Here is a 21,651-nt window from a genome sequence, read left to right as displayed (position 1 = left end):
TTGTGGGTCAGGCGACGTGTTGCAGGAATTCACGCAGGCGCGGGCTGGGCGGGTTCTTCACCAGCTCCTGGGGATTGCCGTCTTCAGCAATTCGTCCTTTGTCGATAAAGATTAGTCGCGAGGCCACTTTTTCGGCAAAGCCGATTTCGTGGGTCACAATCACCATCGTCATGCCCTCTTCCGCCAGGTCCTGCATCACCTTGAGCACTTCATGGCGCAGCTCCGGGTCGAGCGCGGAGGTCGGTTCATCAAACAGCATCATCTTCGGCTTCACCGCCAGCGCGCGGGCGATGGCCACACGCTGTTGCTGGCCGCCGGAGAGTTCGGACGGATAGTGATGCGCGCGCTCAGCCAGACCGACTTTCGCCAGCAGCTCTTTCGCCTGCTTCTCTGCCGCTTGCTTGCTGGCGCCGCGTACCCGCAGCGGGCCAAACATCACGTTTTCCAGCGCCGTGAGATGCGGGAACAGATAAAACTGCTGGAAAACCATCCCGGCTTCCTGACGAATCAGACGTTCGTCCACCTTCGGGTCGTTGACCTTCAGACCATCGACAATCAGATCGCCGCTGGTGATCTCTTCCAGCTTATTGATGCAGCGCAGCATCGTTGATTTACCGGAACCGGAAGGGCCGATAATGACCACCACTTCACCCTGATTAATTTTCAGAGAGATATCGTGTAGCACCTGGGTCGGACCAAAGTGCTTGGAGACGTTTTTAAATTCAATCACAGGATTTTCATCCTTCTTTCAAGACGACGCAGAATAAAGCTCAGGACCAGGGTGATAATCAGGTAGATCACGGCTACAGCGCTCCAGATTTCCAGCGCGCGGAAGTTGCCCGCGATGATCTCCTGTCCCTGACGGGTCAGTTCGGCGACGCCGATGACGATGAACAGCGAGGTATCCTTGATGCTGATGATCCACTGGTTGCCCAGCGGCGGCAGCATGCGGCGCAGCGCCAGCGGCAGGATCACGTGGCGAATGGTTTCGCGACGCGACAGGCCAAGCGCCAGGCCCGCTTCGCGGAAGCCTTTATGTATGGAGAGCACCGCGCCGCGGGTGATTTCCGCGATATAGGCGCCCGAGTTTATCATGATGGTCACTACCGCCGCGGAGAAGGGGTCGATGCGCAGATCGCTAAAGGCCATCGGCAGCGCAAAGTAGATGAACATAACCTGCACCACAATCGGGGTGCCGCGAATGATTTCAATAAAGACCAGCGCGATGTGGTTGGCGATCCAGCCGCCGAAGCAGCGGGCGAAACCGGCCACCAGACCAATTATCAGACCGCCGGCCAGGCCGAGGACGGAAATCCACAGCGTCATTTTGGCGCCTTCCAGCAAAATCGGAATGGCAGGCCAGATGGCACTCCAGTCAAACTGCATAATACGTTCCTGTTACCGTGTCGAGAGCAGAGGAAAGCCTCCGCCAAAATACCGTCTCCCGCTGAGCCTGTGCCGGAAGACCGTTGTGGTGTCGCCGGACCTCGGTCCGGCGAAGTACGTTTTTATTATTTGGGTTCAGTGCCGAACCATTTTTTATAAATTTCGTTATAGGTACCATTGTCGCGCAGCGTTTTCAGCGCACCGTTCACTTTCTCACGCAGCTCGTCGCTGCCTTTCGGGAAGGCGATACCGTAGTTTTGCGCTTCCAGTGATTCGCCTACCGCTTTGAACTTACCGTTGCCCGCGGTTTTGATGAAGTACAGAATATTCGGCGTATCGTGCAGCACGGCATCCGCGCGACCGGTTCCCAGCTCCATATAGGCGTTATCGATGTTCGGGAACTGACGCAGATCTTTGGTTTTGATATTGGCTTTCGCGTAGTCAACGGAGCCGGTGCCGCTCTTCACCGCGACCACTTTACCGTTCAGATCTTTGACATCTTTGATGTCGTTATTATTGGCGTTGACCATCACCAGCAGGCCGCTTTTGTAGTAGCCGTCGGAGAAGTCGATCGCTTTTTTACGCTCGTCGGTAATGGTGATCCCCGCCAGCGCCAGATCGATATTTTTGGTTTGCAGCGCCGGGATAATGCCGCTGAAGTCCATTGGCTTCAGGGTGTAGTCGAGCTTCAGCTCTTTGGCGATAGCCGCCCACAGGTCAACGTCAAAACCCACATACTTATCGCCTTGCTTAAATTCGAACGGGACGAACGCCGTATCGGTGGCGACAACCAGGGTCTTATTGGCGGCATGGGAAGAAACCGCAAAAGCCAGGGTCAGTGCAGCCAGTGAAACTTTAAATACAGACTTCATAGCATTTCCTTTTATATCCACGGGACGATCCCCTGCGAGAACGACTAGCCTAATGAAAAAATCGTGCCACTTTTACAAGCTGTTGTTTTTCAACAAACGAAGCGTAAGTCGTTGCACAAGATCGATCATTTCAGGCAGTGACTGCACCATGATGGGGCGTCATTTTGGTGCGTCATAAGGGTGCTGAATTACCAGCCCATTTTTAGCGCAAACCCTGATGGGAAAACAATCTCGACGTAACGATTGTGTGAGGTGATTATTACAATCTTTTTACTTTTGCGCGCATTTTCATCAATCTGGTGCCCTGAAACGGTGCAAGGCCAGTGGGGGATGAAAAGCAAAGGATGGAATATAGGGCAGGGAGAAACGCTGAGGCGCCGCCGACCGCGCTGGGCCGGCGGCAAAGCCTTACTCGATGTTGGCTTCAATGAACCACAGGAATTTATCCAGATCGCGGGAAGCCGCGGTGAAGATATCTGCAGTGTCTTCGTCTTTTGCTTCGTCGATCGCCTTACGCACATCGTTCGCCACTACCGCGTAGCGGTCAGCCAGGGCTTTCAGGTGATCCTGAACGTGATGGATGTCCAGCGGGTAGCTCTGCAGCGGGGTTTTGCTGTTAATGACCTGAGTGGTACCCAGGGCGACGCCGCCCAGCTGCACCGCGCGCTCGGCCATGGTGTCCAGATGTTCGGTCAGCGCGGTACGGAAGCCATCCAGCATTTCGTGCACGGCGATAAAGTTCGCACCGCGCATATTCCAGTGTGCCTGCTTGGTGATAAGTGACAGGTCAATGAACTGGATCACCTGGCGATTCAACAGCTCAATGGTCGCTTTCTTTTCGCTGTCAGCGACATCGTTGCGGGTATAGACCAGATTAGACGCTTTTGATTTAACCAGTTTTGCGGTACTCATCGTTTCATATCCTCTTGATATTGATGCTCATCACACTTCAGATCTGAATGATGTGGAGCGTTGTCCCAAATGACTTCGGAAATAAGTATAGCAAGGGTTTTCAAGAGTGAGGCATCGGCAGGCTATATCACTCCGATAGCGCAAAGTGGTTGGTTATTTTAAAAATATTTAAATATCAGGTGTTTATATTCGGCTGAACGGCCCGGATTTCTCTCGAGCCGGCGCCGTAACAGAATGTTAATTGATATCGACCTGCTCGACTTTACTCTGCCGTTGCATAGTCAGCGTGGCGCCCATCGAGGCGATAATGATCGCGCCGAGCGCCAGGGTCTGGGAGAGCTTCAGCGTTTCACCGAGGAAGATCATACCGGAGAGGGCTGCTAACGCTGGCTCAAGGCTCATCAGCGTGCCGAAGGTGCGCGTCGGCAAGCGCGTCAGGGCCATCATCTCGAGGGAGTAGGGCAGCGCGGTGGAGAGAATCGCGATCCCCAAACCCAGCGGCAGCAGCGACCACTGCCACAGCGTATCGGTGGCCTGCGCCATACCTAACGGCACAAACACCAGCGAGGCGATGAGCGACCCCATCGCTACCGTGGCTGGACCATGCTCTTCACCGGCACGCTGTCCGGTCAGAATATAGACCGCCCAGCACGCCCCGGCGCCGAGGGCGAACAGCGCGCCGGTTAAATCGACCTGCGCCACGTTCTGCCCCAGCGGCAGAAGATACCATAGTCCGAGGATCGCCAGCGCCACCCAGACAAAATCCAGCGGGCGGCGCGAACCAAACAGCGCCACCGCCAGCGGGCCGGTAAACTCCAGGGCCACCGCCACGCCGAGCGGAATGCGCTGCAGGGATAAATAAAAGAGATAGTTCATCGCCCCGAGCGCCAGGCCGTACAGTAGCAGCGGCACGCGCTGCGCCGGGGAGAAACGTAGCCGCCATGGCTTGAACACCACCACCAGAATCAGCGTTCCCAGCGCCAGACGCAGGGCGGTGACGCCCGGGGCGCCGACCACCGGGAACAGCGATTTAGCAAGCGATGCGCCGCTTTGAATCGAGGTCATGGCGACTAAAATCACCAGTATCGGCAACCATGCCGCCGCTTTTCTGGATGGACCGGGCATCCTTTCTCCTGTCAGGTTTTGTCAAAAGGGGTAAAAGTTCCAGTGTACTGGAATTACCTGCCGGCGGTTGAGCTAATGTTGAAAAAAACAGGGGCAAAAACAGTACAATGGCGAAAACTGCTGAGAAATTCACCAGGCGGTTAGGATTAATCTGGATGCTTGCGAATTTCTTAATGAGCGTTAAGATGTAAGTTAACGCCAAAAATTGTTGTTTTCCATATTGTTACAGAAATATGGAAACTTTTGGTTACATGAAAAAGTATGTTAGACAATGTAAACTCCAAAGAGTTTCCCAAAAGTTTTTGATATATTTAAGGCTTAGGACTTATTAGAAACACATTTGAGGTGGTTATGAATAAAATTGCACGTCTTTCAGCACTGGCCGTTGTTCTGGCTGCATCCGTAGGTACCACTGCATTTGCTGCAACTTCTACCGTAACCGGCGGTTACGCGCAGAGCGACATGCAGGGTAAAGCGAACAAAGCTGGCGGTTTCAACCTGAAATACCGTTACGAGCAAGATAACAACCCGCTGGGCGTTATCGGTTCCTTCACCTACACCGAGAAGGATAACAACAGCAACGGTACTTACAACAAAGGTCAGTACTACGGCATCACCGCTGGTCCGGCTTACCGTCTGAACGACTGGGCAAGCATCTACGGCGTAGTGGGTGTTGGTTACGGTAAATTCCAGAACAACAACTACCCTCATAAATCCGATATGAGCGACTACGGTTTCTCCTACGGTGCTGGTCTGCAGTTCAACCCGATCGAAAACGTTGCTCTGGACTTCTCCTACGAGCAGTCTCGTATTCGTAACGTTGACGTCGGCACCTGGATTGCTGGCGTGGGTTACCGCTTCTAATCACTCCGGTGATATGAAAAATCCGCCTCTCGGGGCGGATTTTTTTTGCCTGCTGACGGCCGGCCCGGGCGACTGGCCGGGCCGGCGCAATTAATTGACTGTGAACTCATCGGTACCGAGGTGAGCGTAGTCCACCTTCTGCAGCTGGAAGTTGGTGATGTACACCGGACCGGCCTTTTGCTCAGAGATAAACCGATAGCGTGGGGTGATTTCCGCCGCCTGGATCCCGGTCCACTGGGAGAAGAAACTGAGGAAATCATTCGCCGAACGCTGCGCCTTAATCACTTTATGCGCTTTGTCATCGCTGGATAGCACCATAAACGGCACCTGGAAGTTCTGCTGGAACTTATCGTCATGCGCCAGATACTGCACCTCTTTGCCCCGCTCCTTGAACGCCAGACCATGATCGGAAAAATAGGTCAGGGAAAAAGTGTCACCGGAATTTTGCAACTGATGATAAAGCTTAGCCAGCAGCGAATCGGTCTGCGTCATGCTGTAGAGGTAGCATGAGGTCTCTTTCGACTGAACGAAAACCGTGTATTTGCCCTTGGTCCGATCGCAGGCCTGTGGGTGAGAGCCCATCAGGTGCAGGACAATCAGCTGCGGCTGGGTACGCTGGGTTGAGAGCACCTGCTCGGTCAGCTTCAGCAACTGCTCGTCCTGGGTGTTTTTATTGGCTTCGAAATCGCCGTTTTTCAGGAACTGTACTTCATCCGCCCGTTTGGCGATGCTGGCGATAGCGGTGTCGTACTCGCCAATTTGCCCCTGGTTGGAGAACCACCAGGTCTGGAAACCGGCGCGGTTGGCGAGGGTGACAAAGTTATCCTGATACTGTGGTTTGCCATCGACCACCCGGTTAAGCGTCAGGCCGAGCGATTTCTGCGTTGAGCCGCTGGCGGCGATGTAGTTGTTAAACAGATAACCGTTTACCGAGCTGGCAAACGGCGTGTTGTCCCAATGGCCACCGAAAGCGCCGAGGGCATCGCGGCGCGCGCTTTCACCGATCACCACCACATAGAGATGGTATTTTGGCTTTACCGCCAGCACGTGCCAGCTGTCTTTCATGCCAGCCAGCTGCGCCATCCGGGCCTGTTCGTCCAGCACCTCGTTGTTATTCACCACCACGTCTTTGACAAAACGAAAGGCCGGATAACCGGTGTCAATCACCTTGAATACACCGCCCCAGGCAAGGTTTTGCACCGGCTGGAGAAAGAAGATCCCGATGCTGAACAACAGGCCCAGCGTATCCATTTTTCCCCAGCGTGATGGCTCAACGATCCTACGACGAACCGCAATGACCCCGAGAGCGAAGATGAAGACCGCCAGCAGATAGTTGTACCACGGGAAGATGGTCAGGATTTCCGTAGACTCTTCCACGTTGGTGGCGTGCAGCGCCAGCAGAGTGTTGAAGTTGGGGGCACCGTAGGCCTGGCCAAAGGGATAGTACAGAGCCGCCAGCAGGGAATAGGCGCCGACCACCGCTTTCTGGACGCGCGGAAAGGCGCGCCACAGCAGATGTAACACGCAGGTAAATGCCACGGTATAAAGCAGGCTAAATTCATAGCCCAGCGCCAGGTTAATTAACAGCGACTGTAAAAAGTAGAATCCCGTCCATGGGTTCAGTGCCAGTCGGCGGGCGACCAGCGTATCTTTCAGGGTGGTGACATTCATAGTAAACAATCAAAAAGAGGCCATGCGCATCCCCTGGCGTCAAGGGGTAAAACCTGCTGGACAGTGCGTGAAAAGGGTCTCTGCGAGCCGCGAATGTGGCAGGGCTGTGCAAAGATAGGGCTTGTAAATGGTAAGGTCAACCAGACATAACAGATTGTTTTGCGAGGGCGCTTACAAAACTTGAAAAAAGGTCAGGGAAACGGGGGGAACCGGTCATTTTACCGGCAGAAAATGACAGAAAAATGAAGCGGCGTACCGCGACGCCGCCTTAGGAATTGGGTTTGCCCTGCTGCGGTTTACCGTTGATCATCTCGCACAGCATACCGATCAGCATCAATCGTACTTTAAAGGGGGAATGGCTAAACACGTTTATGCACCTCTTGAATTCATTCATCTGCTCTCCTCCTGCCAGTTCGCTCCGTCATTCCCTGATGGATGTTTGCATTATATACAGATATAGCACAGGCTATATTTTATAGCTATGGCTAAAACGTTAATTTTTTGTGCTCTTGGCGCAATCCATTACAATGTGGATCTTTTTATACGATGCTTGACGCGTCACACGAATGAGGAAGCACAATGAACCGTCGCGCAGGTAAGCCAATAACAAAAAAAGTGACGCAGTTAGTGAATGTTGAAGAGCACGTGGAAGGGTTTCGCCAGGTGCGGGAAGCGCATCGCCGCGAGCTGATCGATGACTATGTGGAGCTGATCTCCGATCTGATCAACGAAGTGGGCGAGGCGCGCCAGGTGGATATGGCCGCGCGTCTTGGCGTTTCGCAACCGACGGTCGCTAAAATGCTCAAACGCCTGGCCAGCGTCGGTCTTATTGAACAGATCCCCTGGCGCGGGATCTTCTTAACCCCGGAAGGTGAGAAGCTAGCCCAGGAGAGCCGCGAGCGCCATCAAATCGTGGAGAACTTCCTGCTGGCGATCGGCGTCAGCGCGGAGATTGCCCGACGTGATGCGGAAGGGATGGAGCATCACGTGAGCGAAGAGACGCTGGCGATGTTCCTGAAATTTACCCAAACACAGGGATCTCAGGAAGCATGACTCTTCCCTTCGTCCAGTCGCTGCTGCGCGATCGTTTTCTCCATTTGCTGCTGATTATCGCCTGCGTGCTCAGCGCCATCGTGCCGTTTGTCCCGGCAAGCTGGCCGGCGGCCATTGACTGGCATACCATCGTCACGCTTAGCGGCCTGATGTTGTTGACTAAGGGGATCGAACTGAGCGGCTATTTTGACGTGCTGGGCCGAAAAATGGCCCGCCGCTTTGTGACTGAGCGCCAGCTGGCCATCTTTATGGTGCTGGCGGCGGCGCTGTTGTCTACCTTTCTTACCAACGACGTTGCGCTGTTTATTGTGGTGCCGTTGACGCTGACGCTAAAAAAATGGTGCGCCATCCCGGTGAACCGGCTGATTATTTTCGAAGCGTTGGCGGTGAACGCCGGTTCGCTGCTGACGCCGATCGGCAACCCGCAGAATATTTTGCTGTGGGGACGATCCGGCCTCTCTTTCTTCGGGTTTATCGGTCAGATGCTGCCTCTGGCAGCGGCGATGATGCTGACCCTGCTGGCGCTGTGCTGGTTCTGTTTTCCGGCGAAGCGGCTAAGTTACCAGAGCAGCGACAGGGCGCCGTCATGGCAACCTAAGCTCGTCTGGAGCTGTCTGGGACTGTATGTGGTGTTTCTGACGGCGCTGGAGATGAATCAGGCCCTGTGGGGGCTGGCGCTGGTGCTGCTGGGCTTCCTGGTGCTGGCCCGGGCGGTGATCGTCCATGTCGACTGGTCGCTGTTGCTGGTGTTTATGGTGATGTTTATTGACGTCCATCTGCTGACCCAGCTTCCGGCGCTGCACCAGGTGCTGAGCGGGGTGGGGACCCTCTCCGGCGGTGGACTGTGGCTGACCGCTATTGGCCTGTCGCAGGTGATCAGTAATGTGCCCTCGACTATTCTGTTGCTCAACTATGTCCCGCCGTCAATACTGCTCGCCTGGGCGGTTAACGTGGGCGGCTTTGGCCTGCTGCCGGGCTCGCTGGCCAATATTATCGCCCTGCGTATGGCCAGCGATCGGCGCATCTGGTGGCGCTTCCATCTCTACTCCATTCCAATGCTGCTATGGGCGGCACTCAGCGGCTACTGGCTCTTCAAACTCAGCGCCTGATCTCAACAGAATCGCGCCATCATTCACTTCGATCGCCAGGATCGCCTTTCGGGGCGATCTTTTTTTGTCCGGCTCACAGAAACCGATCCCGGCCTTTGCTTACCTTTTCACTTTCCGGTATATGACTAGTCATTACGTTTAAATGACTAGTCATATACCGAGGCGCAGCATGAAGAACAGACTACCGGCAGATTTTTTATGGGGAAATTCCGTCTCCAGCATGCAGACGGAGGGGGCGTGGAACGAGGGTGGCAAGGGGATGTCGGTGTATGATATCCGTCAACCGGCGGAGTTCGCCTCCGACTGGAAGGTGGCGACCGACTCTTATCATCGTTATCGGGAAGATTTCGATTTGATGCAGGATCTGGGCATGAACTGCTACCGTTTTCAGATCGCCTGGAGCCGGGTGTGCCCTGACGGAGATGGCGAATTCAATGAACAGGGGATCGCCTTCTACCATCAATTTATAAATGAACTGATCGCCCGCGGCATTGAGCCGATGATCTGCCTGTACCACTTCGATATGCCGCTGTCGTTGGCGGAGCGCTACAACGGTTTTACCGACCGCCGGGTGATGGACGCTTTTATCCGCTACGGCCAGAAGATGATCGCCTGCTATGGCGACAAGGTGAAATACTGGCTCACCTTTAATGAGCAGAATCTGTACCATTCGCCGGAAGCGTTTCTGATTTCCGGCTATCTGCAGGGGGAGAAGACCCTGCGCGAACTGTATCTGATCCAGCATCATGTGATGATGGCGCACGTCCATCTGACTCACTATCTGCACCAGACGAAGCCGCAGTGTCTGATGGGCGGAATGCTGGCTCACGCTCTGGTCTATCCGGCTACCTGCAAACCACGCGATATCCTCTGCGTCCAGCAGCTGGATGAGTTCTTAAACCAGAACCTGCTGCGCGCCTACGCGGGTGAGGGTTATAGCCCGGAGGTGATGCATTTTGTCGCCGCGGAAGGGTTCGATGATATCTATCGTCCGGAGGATCTCGCCCTGATGGCGACGGTGAAGGTCGATTATCTGGCGTTCAGCTATTACGCCAGCCGCACATTGAACAGCGACGCGATCCCGCCGGGAACGGCGGTCAACAACTATATGCTGTTTGGCAACCAGGATAACCCGTTCCTGAAAGCGACGGAATGGAACTGGCAGATTGATCCGCTGGGCTTCCGGACGATCATCACTCGTTACTATAACGACTGGCGCCTGCCGGTGTTCCCGATTGAAAACGGCATCGGGGTGATTGAGTCCTGGGACGGCGAACATCCCATTGCCGATGATTACCGTATCGCTTACCATCGCGACCATATCAACGCCATGAAAGCGGCCATCTTTGAGGATGGGGCGCAGGTGATCGGCTATCTCGGCTGGGGATTAATCGATATCCTGAGCTCACAGGGCGATATGCGTAAGCGCTACGGCGTGGTGTACGTCAATCGCGAAAACCATGACCTCAAGGACCTGCGGCGGGTGCCGAAGAAGAGCTATGCATGGTTGAAGCAGGTGTTCCGCAGCAACGGCGAAGCGATGTAACGCTGCCCTGGCGGTCAGATGGTGTATCCAGCCTGCCAGCCACACACTGAATGGATAAGGACCGGGAAATGACGGCGAAGTATCTGCAAATCGCGCGGGAAATAAAAAAACGCATCATCAGCCAGCAGTATCCTGCCAGCGCGCCGCTACCCGACCAGTTTGCGCTGGCGGCGGAGTTCAGCACCAGCCGGATGACCATCCAGCAGGCGATGCGCCAGTTAATCGTCGAAGGGCTGATCTATACCCGTAAAGGGCAGGGCACCTTTGTGCGGAAAAATTTCCTTCAGCTGTCGCAGTGGGAGCTGCCCGGCAGCGACTATTTCGGCGCCACCAAAACCTGGGAGCATCTTGGCGAAGTGCAAAGCGAAGTGGTGCGCTTTGCGGTGCGCTTTCCCAGCGATAAGGAGCAAAGTTCGCTGCTTATCGACGCCGATGCCCCGGTGTATGACTTTGTTCGCCTGCGGCTGCTCAACGGCGAGCCGGTATCGCTGGATCTGACGGTCATGCCGGTGGGGCTGGTGCCGGGGTTAACCAAAAGCCATCTGGAAGGTTCCGTGTTTCGCTATGTGCAGGAGACGCTGGGGCTGAAGCTGATGGGATCTTACCGCGTGGTGCGGGCGATGAAGCCCGGGGAACTGGATAAACAGCATCTTCACTGCGAACCGACCGATCCGGTGCTGGAGGTGGAGCAGGTTATCTATCTGGAGGATGGCACGCCGCTGGAGTACGCCCACTGCCATTATCGCTACGATCACGGCGGGATTATTCTGGTGAATAACGGCTAGGCCGGGGCTCCTGCTGGCGGCTGCGCATAGCGGGGTTACGGCGTGGTAGGGTTTGGTAGCCCGGGCGAGCGTTAGCCGCCTCGAGGGAAAATGCCGATAAAAAACGGCGGGCATCAGGCCCGCCGTTTTACTTGTCAGCACAATTTAGTTCAGACGCACCGGCATACCGGAGCGGTTCTGGATAGCCTGCTCAACCACGTTCTGATCGACATCAGACTGGCTGGTAACTGCCTGTACCGGCTGAGTCAGGGTGATCGGCACGATCTCGCCGCCCTGGAACTGCGCTTCGGTGGTCGACAGCGGGTTGTGCACCTCGATGTAACGGCTGCCGTCCGGCTCGGTGGTCGCTTTTACCGGCTCATCGATAAACTGTACGCGGGTGCCGACCGGCACGTTCTCAAACAGGAATTTGATGTCATCGTTACGCAGACGCACGCAGCCGTGGCTCACGCGCAGGCCGATACCGAAGTTAGCGTTGGTGCCGTGGATGGCGTACAGACGGCCGATATACAGCGCGTACAGCCCCATCGGGTTATCCGGACCGGCCGGTACGACGGCTGGCAGCGGGTTGCCGGCGGCGGCGTATTCAGCATGCATTTTGGCGGTCGGTGTCCAGGTCGGGCCGGCCTTCTTGCGTTCGACTTTGGTGGTCCAGTTGATCGGCGTATCTTTACCTAACTGGCCGATACCGATCGGCAGAACGATCACGGTATTGGTGCCTTTCGGGTAGTAGTACAGACGCATTTCCGCGCTGTTGATAATGATCCCTTCATGCACGGTATCCGGCAGAATCAGCTGCTGAGGGATGTTCAGGACGCTACCGCCCTTCGGCAGGTAAGTATCCACCCCCGGGTTGGCTTCCAGCATGTTGGAAAGCCCCATCTGATATTTCGCCGCGAAGTATTCCAGCGGCTGTTTGTTATCATCCGGAATGGTAATGACCTGATTCTGACCAACCAAACGGCTGCCATCGGTTGGCAAAGGATAGGTGACAGCAGACGCTGTATTGCAAAAGCCTACGATGGCGAAGGCTGCCGCTAAGAGTGTAGATAATTTCATAGTCTTTAATGTCGTGTGCGAAATCAACGCCACACAGGCCTTTGTTAATGATTGAGACAGTAGATGGGAGCGCATTATATGTGCATTCCGCTGAACAGGTAAATCAGATGTGTACGAAATCACATTTTTTTCCCTGTCGCCTCGGCTGCCGCGGTCCGGCAGGCGGCCGAAGCATCGCTCGCCGCGCGGGTAAAGGGCGGTTACTCTTCCAGCAGCCGGGCCTGCAGCGCGGCGCGAACCGGCGCGGTAAGCTGGTACTCTGCCGCCAGCCAGGCGTCGACGGTGCCATAGCGCTGGTGAATAGCCGACAGCGCGGCGGCGAGATAGGACTCTTTTACCGTCAGAATATCCGCCAGGCTTTGGCGCCCCTGGGCAGTGAGGTCGTTGCCGAGCAGCTCCAACATCCAGGCCTCCACCTGCGTCAGCATGCCGTGGGTAAGGAGATACTCCTCCATCACCGTTTCGCTGTCGCAGCCGACGGCGAACAGCGTTAACGCGCAGCCGACGCCGGTGCGATCTTTGCCGACCGCGCAGTGTTGCAGTAAAGCGCCTTCAAAAGGCGTGGTCAGCCAGGCGGCGAGCTGGCGATAGGCCGGGTTGTTAAACGGCAGCTGGCGGTAGAGTTGCAGCATAAACTGCTCGCCGTTCAGCGCGTTAAGGGTGGCGGCATTCAGCTCGGTGACCTTCGCATTTACCTCGCTCACCGGCGGATTGGCCGGCGCGTTAAGATAATGGGTAAGCGGGCTAAGCTTGTCCGGAGTACGGGCTACCTCTCCGGGGTCGCGATAGTCGAGCACCCGGCTGAGCGGCAAAGTATCGAGGTGGTTGAGATCCTCCGCCGTTAACCGGTTTAGCGCGCCGGATCGCAATAGCTTGCCGCTGCGGACGCGGCGTCCGTCGGCGGCAAGCTGGCCGCCCAGGTCGCGAAAATTGATGCCGCCCTGCAGGGATAAAAAAGCCGGGTGTCGCGATAGGCTGCTGGTCATGGGACTCCTTATAAATACGTACAGAATAACCGTTTGAGCGCGGGTTTCCGGCTCATCTGACAAAGACCTTAGCACAAGCGCCGCGGTGGAATTTACCGCAGGCCGTGAAAAGTGTGTCATTTGCTGGCATAATGTCTGCTGTATCACACCCCTCATACTCTTTTTTCAGGATATCCCCGTGCTAGTATCCAGCAACGTTACCATGCAGTTTGGCAGCAAGCCGCTGTTCGAAAATATCTCCGTTAAATTTGGCGGCGGCAACCGTTATGGTCTGATCGGCGCCAACGGCAGCGGTAAATCGACCTTTATGAAGATCCTCGGCGGCGATCTCGAACCGACGCTGGGCAACGTTTCTCTCGACCCGAACGAGCGCATCGGTAAGCTGCGTCAGGATCAGTTCGCCTTTGAAGCGTTCACCGTGCTGGATACGGTCATCATGGGCCACGGCGAGCTGTGGGAAGTGAAGCAGGAGCGCGATCGCATCTACGCCCTCGCTGAGATGAGCGAAGAAGATGGCTACAAAGTGGCCGACCTGGAAGTCAAATATGGCGAAATGGACGGCTACTCGGCGGAAGCGCGCGCCGGCGAACTGCTGCTCGGCGTCGGCATTCCGGTTGAACAGCATTATGGCCCGATGAGCGAAGTCGCGCCGGGCTGGAAGCTGCGCGTCCTGCTGGCGCAGGCGCTGTTTTCCAATCCGGATATCCTGCTGCTCGATGAACCGACCAACAACCTGGACATCGACACCATTCGCTGGCTGGAGCAGACGCTGAACGATCGCGACAGCACCATGATTATCATTTCGCACGACCGTCACTTCCTGAACATGGTCTGCACCCACATGGCGGATCTCGACTACGGCGAGCTGCGCGTGTATCCGGGCAACTACGACGAATACATGACCGCGGCCACCCAGGCGCGTGAGCGTCTGCTGGCGGACAACGCCAAGAAAAAAGCGCAGATTGCGGACCTGCAGTCGTTCGTTAGCCGCTTCAGCGCCAACGCCTCTAAATCGCGTCAGGCCACCTCGCGCGCGCGCCAGATTGACAAAATCAAGCTGGAAGAGGTTAAAGCCTCCAGCCGTCAGAACCCATTTATCCGCTTCGAGCAGGATAAGAAACTGTTCCGTAACGCGCTGGAAGTGGAAGCCCTTACCAAAGGCTTTGATGAAGGTCCGCTGTTCAAAAACGTCAACCTGCTGCTGGAAGTGGGCGAAAAGATCGCCATTCTGGGCGCCAACGGCGTGGGTAAATCCACCATGCTGAAAACCCTGGTAGGCGAACTGCAGCCGGACAACGGCAGCGTGAAATGGTCTGAAAACGCGCAAATCGGCTACTACGCGCAGGACCATGAGTACGAGTTCGAAAACGACCTGACGGTCTTCGAATGGATGAGCCAGTGGAAGCAGGAAGGCGACGACGAGCAGGCAGTACGCAGCATCCTCGGCCGTCTGCTGTTTAGCCAGGACGATATCAAAAAGCCGGCGAAGGTACTTTCCGGTGGCGAGAAAGGGCGCATGCTGTTCGGTAAGCTGATGATGCAGAAGCCAAACATCCTGGTGATGGACGAACCGACCAACCACCTGGATATGGAGTCGATTGAATCGCTGAACATGGCGCTGGAGATGTATCAGGGCACCCTGATCTTTGTCTCCCACGACCGTGAGTTTGTCAGCTCGCTGGCGACCCGCGTCCTGGAGATCACTCCGGACCGCGTGATCGACTTCAGCGGCAACTACGAAGACTACCTGCGCAGCAAAGGTATCGAGTAATCCCTGTCCGTTACCCGGGTAGCGGCTACGCCTTACCCGGGCGACACGCGGTGCCGTTTTTTTGTCGGGTGGCGGCTAACGCCTTACCCGACCTACGGTTCTTGCGACCTGCCTTTAATGTCTTCACCGCGCTGGCTGAAACTACCGGCCTATGGTCAGAACCTCCACTCCGTTCCTTCAACGCCATTCACCAGCAGCTTACGCTTTTCTCCTACCGGTAATGACAGCTTCAGCGCTTTCCACGCCGGGCGATAGTTGCCGCGGGCGTTGATATCCAGGTTTATGCTGCTGGCGCTGCAGGTCATTTCCCACTCCAGCCATAGCGCATCCCCCTGTTTATAGCCCCAGCTTTCGCCGTCGTCTTCAAACAGCAGACCGCGGGTTGAGCCGGTACCTTTCAGCGGGAACAGCTGCAGTTCGCGACGATCGTCTTTTTGCGCATCGACATGGCTGATACGTTCACTAAGCGGCAGACCAGCGCCGGCGCGGACCAACAGCGGCAGTTTTTCCAGCGGCGCGTCCAGCGTCACCCACTGGCCGCCGGCGAACCACTGATGGCTGTAGAAATCGTACCAACCGGCCTGATTATCCGGCAGCCATACTTCACGCTGGCGGGCGCCCGGCTCGACCACGCTGGCCACCAGCAGGTCGCGGCCCAGCAGGAAGTCATCGCATTCGGCGAAGGTCTGCGCATCGTGCTGGTGATCGAGGAAGGTCGGGCGCAGCATCGGCTCATCATCAGCATGCGCCTGCCATAGCAGAGTGTACAGATAGGGCAACAGGCGGTAGCGCAGCTCAATGGCTGAGCGGATCGCCGGGGTGATTTCCGGGTACATCCATGCTTCGTTTACCGTCTGGTCGTCATTCCACGAGTGAATGGTAAAGCGCGGATGCATGACGCCATTTTGTACCCAGCGCACAAACAGTTCCGGCTCGGGTTTATCGCCGGAGAAACCGCCGACGTCGTGGCCGACGTTAAACAGCCCGGAAAGGCTCATCCCCAGGCCCATGCGGATGTTATAGCGCAGCGTATCCCAGTTGGTGCGGTTGTCGCCGCTCCAGGTCTGTACGTAGCGCTGCATCCCGGCGCAGCCGGAGCGGGAGATCAGATATGGGCGCTTTTGCGGCGCAAAGCGCTGCTGGGCTTCCAGCGAGGCGCGCATCATCAACAGCGGCATCACCGGGCGAATATGTTTGATGGCGATTTCACGGCCAAAGCCGTAGCAGCGGGCTTCGCCGTCCCATACTTCGTATTCGTTATTATCGTTCCAGGTCGAATCGATGCCCATCTCCAGTAGCTGGGTGGTCACGCCTTCCTGCCACCAGGCCACGGTTTGCGGATTGGTGAAATCGAGATGCGACCCTTCATCATCCCAGAAGCTGGAACGCTCCGGAGCGTCAGTTTGCGAATCGCGAATGAAGAGACCGCGCTCCGCCACCTCGCCGTAGCGCGGGTGATCCTGCAGCAGGCACGGTTTGATATTGGCGGCCAGCTTCAGCCCGGCATCGTGAAACGACTGGCTCATCACTTTGGGCTGCGGCACCTTGTCGTAGTTCCAGTTAAAGACGTAGCGCTTGCCGTTGATTGAGGTATAGCCGGAAGAGAGCTGGAACGAATCGCAGGGGATCGCGTGCTGCTCGCACAGGCGGATAAAGTTCATCAGCTGATTTTGCGCATCCGGCGCGTCGGTATAGTGCATGGTGGAGCCGCTGTAGCCGAGGCTCCATTTGGGTCCAAACAGCGTTTTACCGGTCAGGCGAACGAAGGCTTTGGTCACATCCAGCACCTGCTTACCGGTAAACAGGTAATAATCGATGTCGCCGGCTTCCGCCTGCCAGCGGCGATAGGCGGTGTGGTAGTTGTCGATCTCGTTCCCCAGATCCAGCCAGCAGCTGCTCAGGTTGTCATAGAACAGGCCGTAGCTGATATCGCTGCGCTGGGTGATGGTGAACGGAATATGTTTATACAGCGGGTCGGTGCTGACGGCGTTGTAGCCCATGGCATCGAGGTTACGCATCTCATAGCGTTTACCGGTGCGCTGCAGGTCGCCGGCCTTTTCGCCCAGGCCGTAAAAACGCTCGTCTTTGCGGCGGCTCAGATAATGGGCGACGCCGTCGCCGTGGGCATTCGCCAGGTAGGCGCTGGTCGGACGGTCATTGGCAAGCGGCTGCCATTCGCCGGCCTCGTCGCGATAGCTCCACTCCAGCCACAGCGGCTGGTGAACGGTGACGCGCAGCTGGCGGGTGGCGATAGTCAGCGTATCCCCCTCCCGGGTCAGCTGCCAGGCCGGGAGACTAAAACCGCTGAGGTCATCCCGGGCGCGGCCTTCCCACGGCACATCCTGCTGCGGAGCGATGCTCCAGGTGCGATCCAGCGCCAGCTGGCCCTGGCGTTTTAGCAGGACGCGGAACAAATTCTCTTCCAGTACATACAGGCACAGGGTGTGCTGGCCATCGACCGTCAGTTCAACGTGATGCTCCAGCTGTTGATGCAAACTCCAGTGTTTCAGCGTCTTCATATCTTACATCCACTCTCAGGCGCGCTTGGCGCGACGTTCAGCAATAAATGCCACCAGGAAAACGGCGCCAATCAGGTCAAAGAAACCCATGGCGATAAATAGCGGGTTGAAGCCGATTTTGTCGGCGGTCACCCCGATTAATAACGAGAACAAGAAGCTGGCGATCCACGCTGCGGAGCCGCGCATACCGTTGACCGTCGCCATTTGTCCCTTGTCGAAAGACTCCACCACCAGCGCGCTGAGCATGCAGGAGATGATCTGATGGCCGAAGCCGCCAATGGAGATCAGGATGATGGTGATATAGGGATCGCGGGTGATGGCGACGAGGGCCAGGGAGAGCATCAGGAACGCGCCGGTTACCGAGCTGGCGATCACCGAGTTCACTCGCGTACAGCCAAACCAGCGAACATACAGGCGGGTGAGGTAGCCGCTGACCACGCTGCCGAGATCGGCGGCGAGAAACGGCAGCCAGGCGAACATGGCGATCTGCTTCAAATCCATGCCGTGCTCTTTCGCCAGGTACAGCGGCACCCAGAAACTCAGCACCGCCCAGGCGGGCTCGGCCATAAAGGCGGGAATGGCGATCCCGTAGAAACGTTTATTTTTCGAGACGGTTTTGAGCGCGGTAAAGAAGGGCTGTTTTACCGGCGGGGCTTCGTTATCCTGTTTGATGTACTCCAGCTCGCTTTTGCTGAGATTGGGGTGCTTTTCCGGGGTCTGATAGAAGGCCCACCATAGTACTACCCACAGTAGCGCCAGCGCGCCGGTAAACATAAACGCCCCTTGCCAGCCGAAGGAGGCGTGGGCGAAGTAGATGATCGGCGGGGCCAGCATCGCGCCGATGGAGAACCCAACGCCAGCCCAGCCGGCGGCAATCGGGCGTTCAGATTTCGGAAACCATTCGCCGATGGTTTTGGCGTTGGCCGGAGTAGCGGCCGCCTCGGCCCCACCCATAAAGAAGCGCAACATAGCCAGGTGCAGCCAGCTACCGGCCCCGGCGTGGGCGATACAGGCCAGCGCCCACAGGGTGGCGCAGATCATAAAGCCAAGCTTCAGGCCGATGACGTCGATAAGCCAGCCGCACAGCGGCTGGAAAATCGTGTAAGCCAGCTGAAACGCGCCGACGATCCACGAGTATTGTTCGGTAGTAATGCCGAGGGTCGCTTTCAGTTCCGGCGCGATAATTCCCAGCGAGTTGCGTGTGATGTAGTTGACGGTAACGCCAAGTAAAAACAGGGCCAGCACCCACCAGCGCAGGTTTTTCACTACCCGGCGCGTTTTGCTGACGGCGATATCATTGTTGAGGCCTTGACTCATAGCACACTCCACAAGACGTTTGTAGGGGAAAGTGACGGTCTCACTCCCTGAGTGGTCACGTAGATTTATTAACTATTTGAATAGTCTATTTTTAATCTCAACATCATTGGTATAACTAGTATGGGAGATGTTGGGCCAATTCAGGCTAGGGCAGAAAAATCGTCTGGCAAAGCGCTATTTATGCAAGTTTTTTCATGAAATGAGCGAGATCGCATATTTGACAGCGGAATTTGCTTGTAACGTGTGCTTTTGTGATTATGAAAATTCTTTCATTTTTCAATCGGAGCTGGATCACAAAATGGATAAAAAGCTGCGCGTCGCCGAAATTGCCGCCCGCACCGGGCTATCGCCCAGCACCGTTTCACGCGTCCTGGCCGGGAAAGCGAATACCAGCGACAAGGCGCGCCGGGCGGTGCTGGACTGCGCCCGCGAGCTGGGTGTCATGCAGGGGTTGGCCGCCGGGCGTCTGCTGCTCAATCATCTGCTGGTGTTTGCCCCGCAGCGCGCATTCGATGAGCGATCGGATATCTTCTACTACCGGGTGATCCAGAGTATCAATAACGCGCTGGCGGCGCATGAAGTGCGCCTGCGCTACTGCGCGCTGGATGAGAACGACAGCGACGCCAACCTGTTTCTTGCCCGCATGAATGAACCTGAGACCCAGGCCGCGGTGCTGCTGGGGATCGACGATCCGCATATTCATGGCCTGGCGGCGGATCTGGGCAAACCCTGCGTATTGATCAACTGTCGGGATGAAGGGATGCGGCTGCCGTCCATCGCTCCCGATCATCGGCTGATCGGCCAGTGCGCAGCCCGCTATCTGTTTGATATGGGGCATCGGGCGGTGATGAACGTGATGTGCCTGCGCCGCTATACCATGGAGCTGCGGCTGGGGGGGATTCAGGAGGCGTGGCGCGCGCGTAATCTGCGCTTTACCGCCAGCCGGGATCTTATCAGCGTCGCCAACTTTAGCGCCAGAGAGACGGAAGAGCAGGTGGGCGCCTGGCTTGACGGCTTACAGGGCAGGCCGTTGCCCACCGCCTTCCTGGTGGGCGGCGATTTTATGGCCGCCGGCACCGTCAGCGCATTGCAAAAGCGTGGCCTGCGGGTGCCGCAGGATGTCTCGGTGATGAGCATTGACGGATTTAATCTGGCGGCGATTCAGGAGGTGCCGCTGACCGCGGTGCATGTGCCGCGGGATGAGCTGGGCAGCGAGGCGGTGCATCTCCTGCAGCAGCGCCTGCTGCGCCCGGAGGCGCCGCACGGCTCGCTACTGCTGCATGGCACGCTGGTGGTACGCGATTCGGTACGGCGGATCCGGCCGGGCAAAGGCCATACCGCCGTCGAGCCGCAGGGGCTGTATGACGATTAGACCGGCATACCCAGCGCCCGTTTGCCGTGGATATTCAGATCCTCCAGGGTGAAGCGCCCCTGCCAGCTGGCTTCATAGTCCTCGCGCGGGAAATCCCCCGGCGAGGCGCCTTTTTCCAGGGCGATTTTTACTTTCTGCGCGTAGGCGAGGTTCTTCTCGCACATCGGCGCGGCCGGAATGTACATCACATTTCCCCAGCCCTGCTGATTTTCCACCGGCGCCACCGAGTGAATGATGTCGCAGTGCCACCAGACGGAGTCCCCGGCATTCAGCGCTGGAATCGAGCTTAACGCTTTAATCAAGAGCGGGTGCCACTGCTCAGAGATCGGCAGCACTCTGCCCGGCGCGACGCCGCACAGCTCATCTTCCGGCACATCGTCGAGCAGGGGGCGCAGTAGCACATAAGCCATCGCCTCCGGGATCGGCACCACGTGCAGCAGCCCCTGACCCGGGATCATGTCCGACAGCGCGGTCCAGCCCTGGAAGGTGCGGAACACCGAGCATTTGGTGGTGTTGTCGACGGTATACTCTTCCACTTCGGTACGGTGCGCGGCGTCCCACGGGTCGTAGGCGTCGATATTGCCATTAAAAACGTTGGCGAAAACCTGCTGATAGGCGGGAAGCAGCCAGCGCTCCAGCGCGCCGGAATCGGTATGCGCCCCCAGCCCCTTCGAAGTGGTTCCCGGCGGGCGGCGGCGGATGCGGTCGGGATAGATCACGCTGACGTCCGGATCGAACCAGCGTTTGCCATTCTGTTCAAAACGCCACAGGCGGTTGAGGAAAGATTGCACTGCCGCCATTTCATCGCTCTGCCGCGCCTGCATTTGCGAGGGCGACCAGTAGATCGGGTAGATCTCCGGGCGCGAAGCCTCCAGCGAACCGAAGAAGCTGTCGCCAGGCCCTTTGTAAACATCGTCGAAATGATTGCGATCCAGATATTCCAGCATCGCGGTATCCCACGCCAGCGCCTGTTCGCGTGGGAAGTGGCCTTTAATCACCGCGCAGCCCCGGCGCTTAATGGCCGCGCGCTGCTCATCGCTCACTGTTCCTTCGGCGATATCGCGGAACGGAACGGTTGGCCAGACCTCCTGGCCTGCGGCTTTCAGTGTCTCAATCTCCTGCAGCCGCTCGCTGATGCGCGCTGAGAGCTTATCGAACACCGCCTGGACGTCGCCAATTTGCGCCCGCAGGGCCTGTTTCATCTGGCGAATCGCCGCTTTGTGATCGGCGGGAAGTGTTTCGTGGGTCGGGAGAGCAGCCATAATAACCTCGCTGTATCTTTCATTCGAAAGTATAAAATCTTA

The 21,651-nt window shown here is 56.8% G+C and carries 18 protein-coding genes and 1 pseudogene; 7 read left to right on the top strand and 12 right to left on the bottom strand.

The genetic code is table 11. The features are described 5' to 3' along the window. Positions 1-7: 7 nt before the first annotated feature. The 5 genes from glnQ to rhtA form a co-directional block, all read right to left on the bottom strand. Positions 8-730 carry a glutamine ABC transporter ATP-binding protein GlnQ gene (glnQ, locus tag KHQ26_RS11310; RefSeq protein WP_004142040.1) on the bottom strand — a complete coding sequence of 241 codons (723 nt, stop codon included), beginning with the start codon at positions 728-730 and terminating at the stop codon, positions 8-10. Then, positions 727-1,386 carry a glutamine ABC transporter permease GlnP gene (gene glnP, locus KHQ26_RS11305; RefSeq protein ID WP_002895837.1) on the bottom strand — a complete coding sequence of 220 codons (660 nt, stop codon included), beginning with the start codon at positions 1,384-1,386 and terminating at the stop codon, positions 727-729. Before glnP ends, glnQ begins: the two co-directional genes overlap by 4 nt. 125 nt (positions 1,387-1,511) lie before the next feature. After that, on the bottom strand, positions 1,512-2,258 hold the full coding sequence (gene glnH, locus KHQ26_RS11300; protein ID WP_002895839.1) for a glutamine ABC transporter substrate-binding protein GlnH: 747 nt from the start codon (positions 2,256-2,258) through the stop codon (positions 1,512-1,514). Between the two features lie 408 nt (positions 2,259-2,666). Continuing rightward, positions 2,667-3,170: a DNA starvation/stationary phase protection protein Dps gene (gene dps, locus KHQ26_RS11295; RefSeq protein ID WP_002895841.1), complete on the bottom strand. Its 504-nt coding sequence runs from the start codon at positions 3,168-3,170 to the stop codon at positions 2,667-2,669. Between the two features lie 237 nt (positions 3,171-3,407). Further along, positions 3,408-4,295, bottom strand: coding sequence for a threonine/homoserine exporter RhtA (rhtA, locus tag KHQ26_RS11290; protein WP_002895842.1), 888 nt, complete (start codon positions 4,293-4,295; stop codon positions 3,408-3,410). A 351-nt stretch (positions 4,296-4,646) separates the two neighbouring features. Between rhtA and ompX the strand changes: the two genes are divergently transcribed. Beyond that, complete coding sequence (gene ompX / locus KHQ26_RS11285; RefSeq protein WP_002895845.1) at positions 4,647-5,159, top strand: outer membrane protein OmpX; 513 nt, start codon at positions 4,647-4,649, stop codon at positions 5,157-5,159. A 90-nt stretch (positions 5,160-5,249) separates the two neighbouring features. On the opposite strand, the gene KHQ26_RS11280 is transcribed toward ompX, so the two are convergent. Together KHQ26_RS11280 and mntS are read right to left on the bottom strand one after the other, a co-directional pair. Beyond that, positions 5,250-6,830, bottom strand: a complete 1,581-nt coding sequence (locus KHQ26_RS11280; protein WP_002895847.1) for a phosphoethanolamine transferase — start codon at positions 6,828-6,830, stop codon at positions 5,250-5,252. A gap of 268 nt (positions 6,831-7,098) precedes the next feature. Continuing rightward, on the bottom strand, positions 7,099-7,224 hold the full coding sequence (gene mntS / locus KHQ26_RS11275; protein WP_002895851.1) for a manganase accumulation protein MntS: 126 nt from the start codon (positions 7,222-7,224) through the stop codon (positions 7,099-7,101). Positions 7,225-7,409: 185 nt separating this feature from the next. On the opposite strand from mntS, the gene mntR reads away from it, so the two are divergent. From mntR to KHQ26_RS11255, 4 genes are all read left to right on the top strand, one after another. Beyond that, positions 7,410-7,883, top strand: a complete 474-nt coding sequence (gene mntR / locus KHQ26_RS11270) for a manganese-binding transcriptional regulator MntR (RefSeq protein WP_004183487.1) — start codon at positions 7,410-7,412, stop codon at positions 7,881-7,883. Next, a complete protein-coding gene (locus tag KHQ26_RS11265) occupies positions 7,880-8,992 on the top strand; it encodes an anion transporter (RefSeq protein ID WP_002895863.1) in 1,113 nt (370 codons plus the stop codon). Before mntR ends, KHQ26_RS11265 begins: the two co-directional genes overlap by 4 nt. Before the next feature lie 169 nt (positions 8,993-9,161). After that, positions 9,162-10,538 carry a glycoside hydrolase family 1 protein gene (locus KHQ26_RS11260; protein ID WP_020804758.1) on the top strand — a complete coding sequence of 459 codons (1,377 nt, stop codon included), beginning with the start codon at positions 9,162-9,164 and terminating at the stop codon, positions 10,536-10,538. 68 nt (positions 10,539-10,606) lie between these two features. Further along, positions 10,607-11,323 carry a GntR family transcriptional regulator gene (locus KHQ26_RS11255; protein WP_004151705.1) on the top strand — a complete coding sequence of 239 codons (717 nt, stop codon included), beginning with the start codon at positions 10,607-10,609 and terminating at the stop codon, positions 11,321-11,323. A gap of 144 nt (positions 11,324-11,467) precedes the next feature. Here KHQ26_RS11255 and ldtB read toward each other — a convergent pair whose 3' ends face one another. Both ldtB and KHQ26_RS11245 read right to left on the bottom strand, forming a co-directional pair. Next, the gene (gene ldtB, locus KHQ26_RS11250) at positions 11,468-12,382 is read right to left on the bottom strand and encodes a L,D-transpeptidase (RefSeq protein WP_002895871.1); all 915 of its coding nucleotides are present in this window, start codon (positions 12,380-12,382) and stop codon (positions 11,468-11,470) included. A gap of 200 nt (positions 12,383-12,582) precedes the next feature. After that, positions 12,583-13,498, bottom strand: a pseudogene (locus tag KHQ26_RS11245) (tyrosine-protein phosphatase). 48 nt (positions 13,499-13,546) lie between these two features. On the opposite strand from KHQ26_RS11245, the gene KHQ26_RS11240 reads away from it, so the two are divergent. Beyond that, positions 13,547-15,139, top strand: a complete 1,593-nt coding sequence (locus KHQ26_RS11240) for an ABC-F family ATPase (RefSeq protein ID WP_002895876.1) — start codon at positions 13,547-13,549, stop codon at positions 15,137-15,139. Between the two features lie 155 nt (positions 15,140-15,294). Here the strand turns inward: KHQ26_RS11240 and KHQ26_RS11235 are convergent, their stop codons facing one another. Both KHQ26_RS11235 and KHQ26_RS11230 read right to left on the bottom strand, forming a co-directional pair. Further along, positions 15,295-17,658: a glycoside hydrolase family 31 protein gene (locus KHQ26_RS11235; protein WP_020804736.1), complete on the bottom strand. Its 2,364-nt coding sequence runs from the start codon at positions 17,656-17,658 to the stop codon at positions 15,295-15,297. A gap of 15 nt (positions 17,659-17,673) precedes the next feature. Then, positions 17,674-18,975 (bottom strand): MFS transporter, encoded by a 1,302-nt coding sequence (locus KHQ26_RS11230; protein ID WP_020804719.1) that lies wholly within the window; start codon positions 18,973-18,975, stop codon positions 17,674-17,676. 241 nt (positions 18,976-19,216) lie between these two features. Between KHQ26_RS11230 and KHQ26_RS11225 the strand changes: the two genes are divergently transcribed. Then, positions 19,217-20,347, top strand: a complete 1,131-nt coding sequence (locus KHQ26_RS11225) for a LacI family DNA-binding transcriptional regulator (protein WP_074183012.1) — start codon at positions 19,217-19,219, stop codon at positions 20,345-20,347. Here KHQ26_RS11225 and KHQ26_RS11220 read toward each other — a convergent pair. Continuing rightward, positions 20,344-21,609, bottom strand: a complete 1,266-nt coding sequence (locus tag KHQ26_RS11220) for a DUF1479 domain-containing protein (RefSeq protein WP_004176744.1) — start codon at positions 21,607-21,609, stop codon at positions 20,344-20,346. The two genes, KHQ26_RS11225 and KHQ26_RS11220, sit on opposite strands and share 4 nt — an antisense overlap. Positions 21,610-21,651: the final 42 nt, after the last annotated feature.

It is taken from the genome of Klebsiella sp. 10 (assembly GCF_018223925.1).
GTDB lineage: Bacteria > Pseudomonadota > Gammaproteobacteria > Enterobacterales > Enterobacteriaceae > Klebsiella > Klebsiella pneumoniae.
This window is presented reverse-complemented; position numbering and strand designations above follow the sequence as displayed.

Coding starts and splice junctions, on each gene's coding strand:
- KHQ26_RS11235 (WP_020804736.1), bottom strand. CDS start 17,658: ATGAAGACGCTGAAACACTGGAGTTTGCATCAACAGCTGGAGCATCAC.
- glnP (WP_002895837.1), bottom strand. CDS start 1,386: ATGCAGTTTGACTGGAGTGCCATCTGGCCTGCCATTCCGATTTTGCTG.
- mntR (WP_004183487.1), top strand. CDS start 7,410: ATGAACCGTCGCGCAGGTAAGCCAATAACAAAAAAAGTGACGCAGTTA.
- KHQ26_RS11260 (WP_020804758.1), top strand. CDS start 9,162: ATGAAGAACAGACTACCGGCAGATTTTTTATGGGGAAATTCCGTCTCC.
- glnH (WP_002895839.1), bottom strand. CDS start 2,258: ATGAAGTCTGTATTTAAAGTTTCACTGGCTGCACTGACCCTGGCTTTT.
- ldtB (WP_002895871.1), bottom strand. CDS start 12,382: ATGAAATTATCTACACTCTTAGCGGCAGCCTTCGCCATCGTAGGCTTT.
- KHQ26_RS11280 (WP_002895847.1), bottom strand. CDS start 6,830: ATGAATGTCACCACCCTGAAAGATACGCTGGTCGCCCGCCGACTGGCA.
- ompX (WP_002895845.1), top strand. CDS start 4,647: ATGAATAAAATTGCACGTCTTTCAGCACTGGCCGTTGTTCTGGCTGCA.
- KHQ26_RS11265 (WP_002895863.1), top strand. CDS start 7,880: ATGACTCTTCCCTTCGTCCAGTCGCTGCTGCGCGATCGTTTTCTCCAT.
- KHQ26_RS11230 (WP_020804719.1), bottom strand. CDS start 18,975: ATGAGTCAAGGCCTCAACAATGATATCGCCGTCAGCAAAACGCGCCGG.
- KHQ26_RS11255 (WP_004151705.1), top strand. CDS start 10,607: ATGACGGCGAAGTATCTGCAAATCGCGCGGGAAATAAAAAAACGCATC.
- KHQ26_RS11220 (WP_004176744.1), bottom strand. CDS start 21,609: ATGGCTGCTCTCCCGACCCACGAAACACTTCCCGCCGATCACAAAGCG.
- mntS (WP_002895851.1), bottom strand. CDS start 7,224: ATGAATGAATTCAAGAGGTGCATAAACGTGTTTAGCCATTCCCCCTTT.
- rhtA (WP_002895842.1), bottom strand. CDS start 4,295: ATGCCCGGTCCATCCAGAAAAGCGGCGGCATGGTTGCCGATACTGGTG.
- dps (WP_002895841.1), bottom strand. CDS start 3,170: ATGAGTACCGCAAAACTGGTTAAATCAAAAGCGTCTAATCTGGTCTAT.